At 57.5% G+C, this 12,077-nt stretch carries 10 protein-coding genes and 2 pseudogenes; 5 read left to right on the top strand and 7 right to left on the bottom strand.

What is annotated here, in order from left to right:
- Positions 1–576: 576 nt before the first annotated feature.
- Positions 577–2,322 (bottom strand): annotated as a pseudogene (locus tag HB779_RS05650) (hypothetical protein); the annotation flags it as partial.
- Positions 2,323–2,924: 602 nt separating this feature from the next.
- Here HB779_RS05650 and HB779_RS05645 point away from each other — a divergent pair.
- The 4 genes from HB779_RS05645 (at position 2,925) to HB779_RS05630 (ending at position 5,489) form a co-directional block, all read left to right on the top strand.
- Positions 2,925–3,380 (top strand): hypothetical protein, encoded by a 456-nt coding sequence (locus tag HB779_RS05645; RefSeq protein ID WP_188344800.1) that lies wholly within the window; start codon positions 2,925–2,927, stop codon positions 3,378–3,380.
- Positions 3,358–4,296 carry a sterol desaturase family protein gene (locus HB779_RS05640; RefSeq protein ID WP_188344799.1) on the top strand — a complete coding sequence of 313 codons (939 nt, stop codon included), beginning with the start codon at positions 3,358–3,360 and terminating at the stop codon, positions 4,294–4,296. The genes HB779_RS05645 and HB779_RS05640 overlap by 23 nt, the downstream gene beginning before the upstream one ends.
- An 11-nt stretch (positions 4,297–4,307) precedes the next feature.
- Positions 4,308–4,982: a lysoplasmalogenase gene (locus tag HB779_RS05635; protein ID WP_188344798.1), complete on the top strand. Its 675-nt coding sequence runs from the start codon at positions 4,308–4,310 to the stop codon at positions 4,980–4,982.
- A gap of 99 nt (positions 4,983–5,081) precedes the next feature.
- Entirely contained in the window at positions 5,082–5,489 is a 408-nt protein-coding gene (locus HB779_RS05630) for an AprI/Inh family metalloprotease inhibitor (RefSeq protein WP_188344797.1), read from the top strand.
- Positions 5,490–5,493: 4 nt separating this feature from the next.
- Here HB779_RS05630 and HB779_RS05625 read toward each other — a convergent pair whose 3' ends face one another.
- Positions 5,494–5,922 carry a DUF4864 domain-containing protein gene (locus tag HB779_RS05625; protein WP_188344796.1) on the bottom strand — a complete coding sequence of 143 codons (429 nt, stop codon included), beginning with the start codon at positions 5,920–5,922 and terminating at the stop codon, positions 5,494–5,496.
- 269 nt (positions 5,923–6,191) lie between these two features.
- Here HB779_RS05625 and HB779_RS05620 point away from each other — a divergent pair.
- Positions 6,192–7,456: pseudogene (locus HB779_RS05620) on the top strand (multidrug efflux MFS transporter).
- Between the two features lies 1 nt (position 7,457).
- On the opposite strand, the gene HB779_RS05615 reads toward HB779_RS05620, so the two are convergent.
- From HB779_RS05615 to argH, 5 genes are read right to left on the bottom strand one after another with little or no spacing between them, the layout of a single operon-like run.
- The gene (locus tag HB779_RS05615; RefSeq protein ID WP_244642467.1) at positions 7,458–7,958 is read right to left on the bottom strand and encodes a GNAT family N-acetyltransferase; all 501 of its coding nucleotides are present in this window, start codon (positions 7,956–7,958) and stop codon (positions 7,458–7,460) included.
- 56 nt (positions 7,959–8,014) lie between these two features.
- Entirely contained in the window at positions 8,015–8,845 is an 831-nt protein-coding gene (locus HB779_RS05610; RefSeq protein WP_188344795.1) for an ABC transporter substrate-binding protein, read from the bottom strand.
- Positions 8,846–8,893: 48 nt separating this feature from the next.
- Positions 8,894–9,664 (bottom strand): amino acid ABC transporter ATP-binding protein, encoded by a 771-nt coding sequence (locus HB779_RS05605; RefSeq protein WP_305848986.1) that lies wholly within the window; start codon positions 9,662–9,664, stop codon positions 8,894–8,896.
- Positions 9,661–10,560, bottom strand: coding sequence for an amino acid ABC transporter permease (locus HB779_RS05600; RefSeq protein ID WP_188344794.1), 900 nt, complete (start codon positions 10,558–10,560; stop codon positions 9,661–9,663). Before HB779_RS05600 ends, HB779_RS05605 begins: the two co-directional genes overlap by 4 nt.
- Before the next feature lie 5 nt (positions 10,561–10,565).
- Positions 10,566–12,005, bottom strand: a complete 1,440-nt coding sequence (gene argH / locus HB779_RS05595; RefSeq protein WP_188344793.1) for an argininosuccinate lyase — start codon at positions 12,003–12,005, stop codon at positions 10,566–10,568.
- Positions 12,006–12,077: the final 72 nt, after the last annotated feature.

Raw genomic sequence — 12,077 nt, 5'->3', positions numbered from 1 at the left:
TTGAGCGCTGGTCATCAGCCTGAGCTCCGGTTCCGCGAGCACTGGAATCCTCGCCCTTGCATGCGCATTGGTGCCATCGGCTATAGCACGCAGACCATCAGCCTGCGCTGAGGTGCCACGGGCACTCGCATCGATGCCTTTTGCATAAGCTTTGGTGCCATCGGCAATTGCTCGCTGACCATCCGCCTGCGCTCCAGTTCCACGAGCGCTGGAATCTTCGCCCTTGACACGCGCATTGGTGCCATCGGCTATGGCACGCAGACCATCAGCCTGCGCTGAGGTGCCACGGGCGCTCGCATCGATGCCCTTTGCATGAGCACCAGTACCGTCAGCAATCGAGCGCTGATCATCGGCTTGAGTTCCAGTTCCACGAGCACTGGAATCCTCACCCTTGGCATGGGCATTGGTGCCATCGGCTATGGCACGCAGACCATCAGCCTGCGCTGAGGTGCCACGGGCACTCGCATCGATGCCCTTTGCATGAGCTTTGGTGCCATCGGCAATTGCTCGCTGACCATCCGCCTGAGCTCCCGTTCCGCGAGCACTGGAATCCTCCCCCGTTGCATCGGCATCTGTACCCAAGGCCATGGAATTCTCGTCATGCGCTTTGGCTCTTAGTCCGAGAGCTGTTGCGCCTGCTGCGTCGGTCCAATCGCCATCCTCGTCCACCGTGCCCGTTTCGGCATTTTCACCGATAGCATTCGAGCCAGCACCGTGCGCATGTGCCTTCGATCCCTGTGCCATTGCTCCATCACCCGACGCATCGGCGTCGGTGCCATTGGCGTTGGCATTCTTGCCACTGGCACTCGCTTTCCATCCACTCGCTATAGCCCCCTCGCCCGTCGCATCGGCTTCCGGACCTACAGCCGTAGAGTGATCGCTATGCGCTTTGGCATCGGGTCCAATTGCCACGGCATTGTTGGCAGCTGTCCACTCCTTCTTGGTTTCGTCATATGTACCGACCTGGGCACCTGAACCGGCACCAAAGGAATTTTGACCAACCACCTTTACATCGGGCCCAACACCCGCTGCCTTGTCACCGGTTACATCAGCATTCGGACCAACCGCCAAGGCATGCTCACCTTTCGCCTTGGCACCAGCGCCGTCTGCATTTGCTCCCGTACCGTCCGCCTGCGCCGATGTTCCACGGGCGCTCGCATCGATGCCTTTTGCATGGGCGCCAGTCCCATCGGCAATAGAGCGCTGGTCATCGGCCTGGGCTCCGGTTCCGCGAGCACTGGAATCCTCGCCCTTCGCATGCGCATTGGTGCCGTCGGCAATGGCGCGCAAACCATCCGCCTGAGCTCCTGTCCCACGGGCACTCGAATCCTCACCTTTTGCGTGGGCGTTGGCGCCGTCTGCATTGGAATGCTTACCGTCTGCTTGCGCTAATGTCCCGCTGGCCTTTGCGCCCTCGCCAATTGCCTTGGCATCTGTGCCCATGGCCATGGAATTCTCGTCGTACGCTTTGGCTCTCCGTCCGAGTGCTATCGCGCCGGCTGCGTCTTTCCACATACCATCCTTGTCCGGCGTGCCTGTTTCAGCATTTTCACCAATGGCGTTCGAACCGGCACCGTGCGCATGGGCCTGCCATCCACTGGCCATAGCCCCCTCGCCCGTCGCCTCGGCTTTCGGACCGACGGCTGCAGAGTGATCACCATTCGCCTTGGCACCCGGACCATCCGCCATTGACCATGCGCCTTTCGCTTCCGCATCCGGGCCAATGGCTGTGGAATGGTCGCTATACGCTTTGGCATCAGATCCGATTGCTACCCCTTTCGGTGCATCGACCCACTTTTGCTGCTTTTCGTCATATGTTCCCACCTGGGCCTTGTCACCGATGCCGACGCCGTCAGCGCCATGTACATCGACACCAGATCCAAATGCCGAAGCTCCTTTGCCAGCGGCGACAGCATTTGCACCCACCGCAGTGGTATCGTTGTCTTGCGCCTTGGCATTGGATCCGACTGCGACGGCGTTATCGGCATTTGTCCACGCCTTGGTCGCCGGGTCCTGTTTACCCACTTGAGCGCCACTGCCAATGCCCACATCTTTGGCTCCATGCACGTCTACATCAGCCCCAATGCCCACACTCCCGGCGCCGTCGACGTTCGCCTTATCGCCCTTGGCGATCGCGCCAGCACCATCCGCCTTGGAATCCTTGCCTTGGGCGTCGCCACCATTTGTTGACGTGCCCTTTTGACACGCTCCGGGAGACAGGAGTCCCCCTACACCGCATAATGTACCGGTAATGGCTTGCGCGGGCAGATCGCCCACACCTTTGAAGAATTCAAAGTAATTGCCGGTAAAAAGATTCTGCATGGTTTTACCGACATCGCCAACGACTTTGCCTTCTTCAACAACCGGCGCTTTAACGTGATCGAAAAAATCTGACCAAGCACCAGCATTCGTGCTCGGCTTACCATCGCTGGCTGTTTTGACATTTCCACTGCCAGAATTCGTTATTGCAGGGCTCCCAACCTTATCCCCCTCTTTCGACGGCTCAGCAAAGGCCGTGGAGGAGAATACGAGTGAAGAAACCGTTGTGAACAAAATTGCTTTGCGTAAATAATTTTTGGACCCGGATGACATAAAGCGGAACCTTTGAAGTTGTGAGCAACGCTAGTGAAGAACGATGCAGGTTGCGGATATCGAATCGGGCGCAAATGCCCACTCACCGATTGATTAATATTGTGTTGCATGCGGGCACTACTGCCATGTGGCAGGAAGGGGCTCACTTCTGCTGTCCAGTCAGCCCGACGAAGGATCTTTTCATCGCCGCGACATTCCCAAACAGCGGTGGCGGCCAATTGAGATTTCGGCAGTGGTGTGGGAAAGTGCAGCCGGGAGCAGAATGCGGATGACGCCGATTCGGTCGATTTTATTGGCCGGACAGGATCATCTGCTTATTGGGGAGGCGTTGCGTGCTTGGTTTGCCAGTGCTGATCGGCATGATTGTTATCGGTATTTCGGTCGGGGTTTTCGCCGTGCATCTGGCGGGTGGCAGCAACCGCCCGCAACTCCAGGACGACGCACAAACCATATCGCGGTTCCTGCAGGATTATCCGGAAAGCCGGATCGGAAACATCGTCTATTCACAGGATCGGCGGACGGCATTCTTTGCGCTTCCCGGCAACCATGTCGGGCTCGTTCATGGCGTGGGCAACAAGTTCCTGACACGGTCAGTAACGCACAGCGATGTAATGTCCGTGGAGGCAGCCGGGCCTGCAATGCTCAAATTGCGTCTGCACGATATTACCTGGCCGCGTCCGGTATTTTCCTTTGCCAGCGAAACAGACAGAAATACTGTCATCAAATGGCTCACACCCGCAACGGTTTCAGCAGGAGGGATCAGCAATGAACGAACCCATGTTCTTTGACGTCACCAAACTGGCGGTGCCGTTTTACATCATCGCCATCCTGATCGAACTGGTGGCCATCCGCTACTGGCAGCGCAAAGGTGACTTTGAAACCCGCGATACGCTGACGAGCCTGCTGATGGGAACTGGCAATGTTGCTGCCGGATTGCTGCTCGGCTTCGTCTCGATCACGGCGTTGATGTGGGTATGGCAATTCCGGTTGTTTGATCTTGGGCTGCACTGGTGGGTCTTCGTCATCGCCTTCATTTTCGATGATCTGCGTTACTATTGCTATCATCGGATTGCCCACCGGGTGCGCTGGGTCTGGGCCGAGCATGTCAACCACCACTCCAGCCAGCACTACAATCTCTCGACTGCGCTGCGCCAGTCATGGACTGGACAGATCACCGGCATGTTCATCCTGCAGATGCCGATGGTGCTGCTGGGTTTTCATCCGGCGGTCATCGCTTTTGTTTACGGATTTAACCTTGTCTACCAGTTCTGGATCCACACCGAAGCCATCGGCAAGATGTGGCGGCCGTTCGAACTCATCTTCAACACCCCGTCCCATCACCGGGTGCACCACGCCACTAATCCCCGCTATCTCGATGCCAATTATGCGGGGACGCTGATCATTTGGGATCGCATGTTCGGCACGTTTGTCGAGGAACTGGACGAGGATATGCCGCGCTATGGCATCGTCAGAAATATCGGTACGTTCGATCCATTGCGTGTCGCATTCCATGAATGGATCAACATGCTGAAAGATGCAATGTCGCCCAAGCTGACGCTGCGGCAACGTCTGCTTTATCTGGTGGCGCCGCCCGGCTGGAGCCATGATGGCAGCCGGAAAACATCCGCAGATCTCAAAGCCGATTTTGTCCGCCTGCATCCGGAAGAGGCTGGCAAGGCCGGACTGCCAAAGGCAGTCAAATGACAGGAACAGTCATGGCAACCCGAACCGCACAGCCCGTCCCGGTTAAACTCACCATCATCTTTGCGATTGCTGCAATTGCAGCCATAGCAAGCGCGTTGCTGGGCGATGGCTGGCGCTGGCTACACTATATCAGCAAGCCCCTGGCAACGGCGCTGCTGTTGCTGATGGTGGTCCGGACAGTGCCGGCGGTTTCCGCCCGGTACAAATGGGCGATCGCCACCGGTCTGGTCTTTTCCCTCTGCGGCGACATTTTCCTTATGCTGCCGCAAGATATGTTCGTGGCCGGGCTCCTGTGTTTTCTCATCACCCATTGCGCCTATATCGTTGCGTTGACCGGCAATATGCGGCTGGGCGCCATGCCGGTGACGTTTGCCGCCTGTGCCGTGCTTGCACTCGGGATCGTCTGGGGCATCTGGCCAAGCCTACCACCGGAACTCAGGCTGCCGGTGACAGCCTATGCACTCGTGCTTGGCCTGATGGGCGCACAAGCGATCAGCCGGGCGCAACTGCTGCAAACACGTTCCTCCTGGCTGGCAGCCATCGGCGGCATGCTCTTCCTGATGAGTGATACGTTGCTGGCCTATGGCAAATTCCGCTTTGTCATTCCGCTTGGACCCCTGTGGGTGCTCGGCACCTATTATGCAGCGCAGTGGTTTATCACCCGCTCGACCGCTGCGTCAGACTGATGCCATACCAATGTGTGTTGCCGGTGCGACGAATAGACATTTGCCCCATGCGCAATTCCGGCTAAATTTTCGGACACTGCAACCGGAAATCTGATTGTCATGCACCGCGCTATTTTTGCTCTCGCGCTCTTCGCTACGTTGCCGGTGACGGCAGCTTTGGCGCAGGAAGTCGCGCCGATGGATCTGGACTCCATCGATCCTGATCTGCTGGAGAGCTTCTATGGCCCCTGGCAGATTCGCAACGAAAATGGCGACAAACTGTGCAAGGTGGTTCTCAAGAAAGAAACGACCATTGGCGGCACTCAGATCGAGATCGACCCGGCCTGCGCCAAGACCTTTCCCATTATGGGCGAAATCACCGCGTGGCGGCTAAAGGAAAACTGGACAATCGAACTGGTGGACGCGCTGCGCAAGACACGCATCACCTTTGAAACGCCCGACGATAATTACATCGCCGAACCGGAAACCGATGGAATCTTCACCATCGAACAGCTTGCCGGCGATTGAAAACTCAGATTTCCGGACCGGGGGCTGCCTGCATCATCCGCACCGCGTTGATCTTCCAGCTACCGTCGGGCTGTTTGGTCAACTGATACAGAGCTGTCCAGTCTTTGCCATCGGGGCCGGCTATCACCACTTCCTGCACGATTTCACTGTCCGACACCTTGTTGCGGCCAAAGGCGAAATTGCCTGGCCGGTACACCGGCTGATAGGCGCGTTTGACCATTTCGAAGAATATATCCTGATTGACAAATTTGCCCTGAATGGCAGGTGACGCAAAGGAAAAGGCCATCGCTGCATCATCACTGAGAAAAGCTGTGATCTGCTTTTTGATGATGGATTGCCCGGTATCGAGCGGTTCATCGGCAAAGCCGGGAACCGGCGCAGCCAGCAGCAGGAACACACTGACAATCACTGTAAACGGAAATGCTTTCATCATGCCGTTCTCCTTGCGCATGCCGGGACAGCTGGCCGATGAGGATATGCCTGTTTTGTCTGGAGTCCATCGCCCGGTCTTGCTGCCATCAAATACGTTTCAGCCGGGCAGATGGATCACTCAATGGTCGCGCGCGCAGATTGCGACCTGTTGCCGCCTCGGGTGGGCTGCACGATTGCTATTGGCAGTCAGGAATGAAACAGTGGAAGCCTGTTCGAACCTCGCAGGTGTGAGAGGCGCTGCGGGTTCTCCGCTGCGGAAATCCGGGTTTCATGAATACATCCAACACAGACGATGGCGCGGGCAATAAAACCGCGGCGAATGTGCCTTCACCGGCAGCTGAACCGGAAACGGAATCGCGCTACTGGCGGCAGAACCTCGTTGTTTGCCTCATCGGCTCCTTCACCACCATTGTCGCCATGACCCTGCTCCTCCCCTTCCTGCCGCTCTATGTCGAGCAGTTGGGAGTCAAGGACCACGCGGCCATTGTCCAATGGTCCGGCGCCGCCTATGGCGCGACTTTTTTACTGCCGCACTGGTTGCGCCCCTCTGGGGCAAGCTTGCCGATCTCTACGGCCGCAAGCTGATGCTGATCCGCGCCAGCCTTGGCATGGCCGTGGCGATGTCTTTGATCGGCATGGCGACGGATGTCTGGCAGCTGGTGGCCTTAAGGCTCGTTGCCGGGCTGCTGGGCGGCTATGCTTCCGGCTCCACTGTTCTCGTGGCAACGCAGACACCGAAAGCCCGCACCGGCTGGGCGCTGGGCACCCTTTCATCGGGCATCATGGCGGGCAATCTCGTTGGGCCGCTGATCGGCGGCGGGCTGCCGCCGCTGATCGGCATTCGCGCGACCTTCTGGCTGGCAGGCGGGGTCATTTTTTTCACCTTCATCGCTACAAGCCTGTTCATCAAGGAGGAGCGGCGGCCAGCAAAGGTCAAAGGTGCCAAAGTTAGCGGGGGCTGGTCGGCCATCCCGGACAAACGCCCGGTTATCGCCATGTTGGCGACGGGTATGTTGCTGATGCTCGCCAATATGTCGATCGAACCGATCATCACCGTCTATGTGGCGCAACTGGTCAGCGATGTCAGCAAGGTCACCATCGTTTCCGGCATCGTCATGTCGGCGGCGGCGCTGGGCAGCATCCTGTCGGCATCGCGCCTGGGTAAACTCGCCGACCGTATCGGCCACTGGAATGTCATCATCGGGGCTTTGGCGATATCAGCGTTGCTCTTGATACCACAGGCGTTTGTCACGCAAGGCTGGCAGCTGATTCTGCTGCGCTTCCTGATGGGATTGGCGCTCGGCGGTCTCTTGCCCTGCATCACCAGTGTCATCCGCCACAATGTGCCTGACCGTGTCGCGGGGGGTATCCTCGGTTACGCCACCTCGTCGCAATATGCGGGACAGGTCGTCGGGCCGCTGGCGGGCGGGTTTATCGGCGGACATTTTGGCATGCGCGCTGTGTTTCTAGGGACGTGCGTGCTCATGGCTTTGGGCGCAATCTACACATGGCTGGTGCGGCCGAAAAACGGATAGATCAGGCCTTTTCGCGGCCATCGCCAGCAGCGGTGGCAGCCAGTGCATCGCCATCCAGCCGATAAAACAGCTTTTCCGATTTGGGCGTAGCGCCAAAACCATCGTAATAGGCCAGCAATTGCGGATTGTTGCGATCCGCAGTCCAGTCAACGCGCTTGTAGCCGCGCTCCAGCGCCAGCCGGGCAAGTGCCTGCATCAGATAGGTTCCCGCACCACTGCTGCGGTACTGCTTTGAGACAAACAATTCCTTGAGAAACAAACCAGATTGCAAGCCGGGTCCAGGATAGACAGAGGAAAACGCGGCAAACCCGACGATTTCGGTCGTGCCAGCCACGAGAATTTCCGTGCCATCCGGCATATCGCGCAACCCTTGCAGGATTTCTTCACGCGGCGGACAGGATACTTCGTAATGCGCCTGCATCTCTTCAAAAAGCGCAGCAAGCTGCACGTGATCCGACGGATTGGACAAACTGACCTTGATCAATCCTGCATTCCTTTTCATGGAAAGACGGTCCTGGTGCACCAGAACCGCCCTCATTCGTTAAGTCGACCTTACGCTTATTCGCCCGCGTTGAAAGTGATAGGCGCCAGCTTGTTGGCCTTCAGACCATACTTTTCCAAAAGTGCATCATAGGTACCATTGGCTTGAAGTTTTTCAAGCGCGACTTTCACGGAATCGCGCAATTGCGTTTCACTTTTCAAGACAGGAATACCGGCCAGTGACTGGCTGAAAGCTTCGCCGAGGGTTACGTAAGTGTCAGGTTCCAGTTTCTGGTTATAAGGCAGCGTTTCATTGCCCTGTGCCGCTGCCTGCAGGCGGCCGCTCTTGATCTGCGTGCGTGCATCGGCGGAACCTTCCGTACCCATGACTGTGACGGCCGGCTTACCCTTGGCAACACAGTTTGCCTCGCTCCATGCGGTGATCTGTGCCGGCCAGTCGGTCGAACGGCTGGCGCCGACAGATTTGCCGCAGAGATCATCAACCAACTTGATTTCAGCCGCCAAGGCCTTGGAGGTGTAGAACTGTGCACCTGACTTCATGTAATCAACAAAGTCGGCGGTTTCCTGCCGGGCCTTCTTGTCGCTCATGCCAGCCATGGCAAGATCGACGCGGCCGGTCTGCAACGATGGCAGCATCTGCGCGAAAGCGATTTCCTGCCACTCGACCTTGAGGCCAAGTTCCTTGCCGATGGCTTCACCAAGCTCAATATCAAAACCTTGAAGCTCATTGGTTGCCGGGTCCTTGTAGGTGATCGGCGGATAGTTCGGCATGGTCGCAATGACCAGTTTGCCGGCATCCTTGATGCGGGCAGGAAGTTCCTGCGCCATGGCGGAAAAGCTGAAGGCCAGTGCGCCGCCGAGAACGGCAAGCCGGGTGATGTTTTTCATTGCTGGTTCCTCTCTGACCGGTTTCCCGGCCTGTTCATTCAATTGGGATCAGGACAAGACTGCTGCGATGAAGTCTTGCGTACGTTTTTCTTTCGGGCTGGTCAGGATATCGTGCGGCGTTCCCGTCTCGACGATCTTGCCACGATCCATGAATACGACGCGGTGCGCGACCTCACGGGCAAAGCCAAGTTCGTGGGTGACAACAATCATCGTCATGCCGCTGGTGGCGAGATCGCGCATGACGCTCAGCACCTCGCTGACGAGCTCTGGGTCCAGCGCCGACGTGGGTTCATCGAACAGCATCAGTTTGGGTTTCATGGCGAGCGCCCGTGCAATGGCGATACGCTGCTGCTGGCCGCCGGAAAGCTCACTTGGATAGGCATCCTTCTTGTCGGCAAGTCCAACCCGTTCAAGCAGAGCCATGGCTTCCGGGATAACTGCACTTTTCGCCCGCTTCTGGACGATGACCGGACCTTCGATGATGTTTTCCAGAACGGTCATATGGGCAAACAGGTTGAAGCGCTGGAAAACCATGCCGCTCGATAGACGCTGGCGCGAAATCTCCGCATCGGTCAGCTCGTACAGCTTGTTGTCGTCCTGCCGGAAACCCACCAGCTCATCATCGATCCAGATGGCACCGGAATCGATACGCTCCAGCTGGTTGATGCAACGCAGCAGCGTGCTTTTGCCTGAGCCAGACGGTCCGATGATGCACAGCACCTCACCATGACTGATCTCGAGCGAGATATTCTCCAGCGCGTGGAAAGGGCCGAAATACTTGTTCACGTCAACGGCGGCAACCATGGCTGACATGTTCATGCTCCTTCCACTGCGGCAGGTGCTATGCGCTTGCCGGTCCGGCGGCCCTGACTCTTGGAATAATGTTTTTCGAGCAGGTGCTGGCCAAGAGACAACACTGTTACAACGGCGAGATACCAGATGGCTGAGACAATCAGCAGTTCCATGACACGGTTATTGGCATAGTAGACCGTCTGGGCATTGCGAATAATTTCCGCATACTGGATGACGCTGGCGACAGAGGTCAGTTTGACCATGCTGATCACTTCGTTGCCAACCGGCGGGATGATCACGCGCATAGCTTGAGGCAAAATGATACGGCGCAGCATTGTCAGCCGCGTCATGCCGATGACCTTTGCCGCTTCGATCTGGCCATTATCAACGGAGAGAATGCCGCCACGCACCACTTCGGCCGTATATGCACCCTGATTGATGCCAAGCCCGAGCAGCGTTGCCATGAACGGCGTCATGAAATCGACGGTGCGCATTTCGAACAGGCCGGGAATACCCAGCTTTGGAAAGATCAGCGCGAGATTGAACCAGAGCAGCAGTTGCAACAACAACGGCGTGCCGCGGAAGAACCAGATGTAGAACACCGCCACATATTTCAGCACCGGATTGGGCGACATGATCATGATGGCGAAGACCACACCAAGAGCAAGCCCCAGCGCCATGGCACAGATGGTCATCAGGATGGTGTTCCACAGCCCGGACAGAATGGCAGGCGCCGTAAAGAACTGACCGACAACCGGCCAGGCAATCTGCCCCTGCGCAAAGGCTTTGATGATCAGCGCCAGTGCCAGAATGATCAGGGTTGCAGCAAGCCAGCGCCCATAGTGGCGGCGCGGCTGATGCTTCAGATGCGCGATGGAATATTTTGCCGGCGGGATGGAAACCGCGCTATCGATGTTTGCCATGGTGCTCACCTCTCAAGTGCCGTTGTGGGGCTGGTGTAGGAGGATAGCCATTTCGCCTGCGAATCCAAAACAGCTTTGAGCCGCGTGATCTGTTCGTTGACACGGTCCGGTGCCGTTCCGCCGTAACCCTTACGGGCGTCGACCGCGGCTTGCGCTGTCAGGCTGGCCTTGATCGAGGGCAACAGACGGGCATCCACGGCGGCGAGATCAGCATCGCTGACATCCTCCAGGCCAATGTTCTTGTCCTCGCAATACCGCACCAGCGAACCGGTGATTTCATGCGCCTCGGAGAAAGGCACGCCTGTTTTGGCCAGCCAGTCAGCAACTTCTGTTGCCAGCGTAAAACCATCCACCGATTGCTTGCGCATGACGTCAACATTGACATGCATGGTGCGAACCAGCCCGGCCATGGCCGGAACCACCAGCGTCAGTGCATCGATGGTGTCGAAAGCAGCGTGCTTGTCTTCGGCCAAATCGCGATTATAGGCGAATGGCAGGCCCTTGAGCGCCACCAGCATGGTTGTGAGGCTGCCGATCAGCCGTGAAGCACGGCCACGCGTCAGCTCGGCAATGTCGCAGTTTTTCTTCTGCGGCATGATCGACGAGCCAGTAGCGTAACCGTCATTCATCTCGATCCAGCGGAATTGACGCGAAGACCACAGAAACAGTTCTTCGGCAAGGCGTGACATGTGTACGCCGAACATGGCAGTGACGAAGAGAAACTCCGCCACGTGATCGCGGCTGCCGACCGCATCAATGGAATTTTCGCACGGTGCGTCGTAGCCGAGTTCATGCGCCGACAGTTCCGGCTGCACGGCGATGCTCGATCCGGCCATGGCAGCGGCACCCAGCGGCGACCGCGCAGCACGCTTATCCCAGTCACGCAGCCGTTCAAGATCGCGGGCAAAGGTCTGGGCATGCGCGAGAAGCTGGTGGGCAAAGCTGATTGGCTGTGCTGGCTGCAAATGGGTAAAGCCTGAAGTGAGCGTCATCACATGTGCTTCAGCCTGACCAACCAGCGCCTGTTGCAGCAGGAGAATGTCCGCACCGATGCCCCGCGCCACATCGCGCAAATAGAGCTTGAGGTCATTGGCGGCCTGATCATTGCGCGAGCGGCCTGCCCGCAGTTTGCCGCCAAGTATTCCGATCCGCTCGCCAAGAATGCGTTCCAGAAAGGTGTGAATGTCCTCATCGGCAGGCGAAGGTTCGATACTGCCCGCCCTATAATCGGCGGCAATCTGTTTGATCGCCACAATAACAGTTTCCGTTTCGGGTTCGGTCAGAATGCCTGCGCGCACCAGCTCCCGCGCATGGGAGATGGAGGATGTCAGATCATACGGCACAAGGCGAAAATAGCTGCTTTCCGAGCGGGAAAGCGCAACCAGCTCTGGCGATGGACTCGTTCTGAAACGAGCCCCCCACAAACGGACGGACTGCTCGGTCATGGCATTCATTCCCCTTTTTCTCGTTATCCGAAGCTTATGGTTGTGTTTTGGGGACGACAAACGAAATGAATT

Source organism: Phyllobacterium sp. 628 (assembly GCF_014189505.1).
In the GTDB taxonomy this organism is placed as follows: domain Bacteria; phylum Pseudomonadota; class Alphaproteobacteria; order Rhizobiales; family Rhizobiaceae; genus Phyllobacterium.
This window is presented reverse-complemented; position numbering and strand designations above follow the sequence as displayed.

Bases quoted from the DNA above. Each gene is read 5' to 3' on its own strand.
- HB779_RS05600 (WP_188344794.1), bottom strand. From the start codon at position 10,560: ATGGCAAACATCGATAGCGCGGTTTCCATCCCGCCGGCAAAATATTCC.
- HB779_RS05615 (WP_244642467.1), bottom strand. From the start codon at position 7,958: ATGAAAAGGAATGCAGGATTGATCAAGGTCAGTTTGTCCAATCCGTCG.
- argH (WP_188344793.1), bottom strand. From the start codon at position 12,005: ATGACCGAGCAGTCCGTCCGTTTGTGGGGGGCTCGTTTCAGAACGAGT.
- HB779_RS05605 (WP_305848986.1), bottom strand. From the start codon at position 9,664: ATGAACATGTCAGCCATGGTTGCCGCCGTTGACGTGAACAAGTATTTC.
- HB779_RS05630 (WP_188344797.1), top strand. From the start codon at position 5,082: ATGCACCGCGCTATTTTTGCTCTCGCGCTCTTCGCTACGTTGCCGGTG.
- HB779_RS05635 (WP_188344798.1), top strand. From the start codon at position 4,308: ATGGCAACCCGAACCGCACAGCCCGTCCCGGTTAAACTCACCATCATC.
- HB779_RS05610 (WP_188344795.1), bottom strand. From the start codon at position 8,845: ATGAAAAACATCACCCGGCTTGCCGTTCTCGGCGGCGCACTGGCCTTC.
- HB779_RS05640 (WP_188344799.1), top strand. From the start codon at position 3,358: ATGAACGAACCCATGTTCTTTGACGTCACCAAACTGGCGGTGCCGTTT.
- HB779_RS05625 (WP_188344796.1), bottom strand. From the start codon at position 5,922: ATGATGAAAGCATTTCCGTTTACAGTGATTGTCAGTGTGTTCCTGCTG.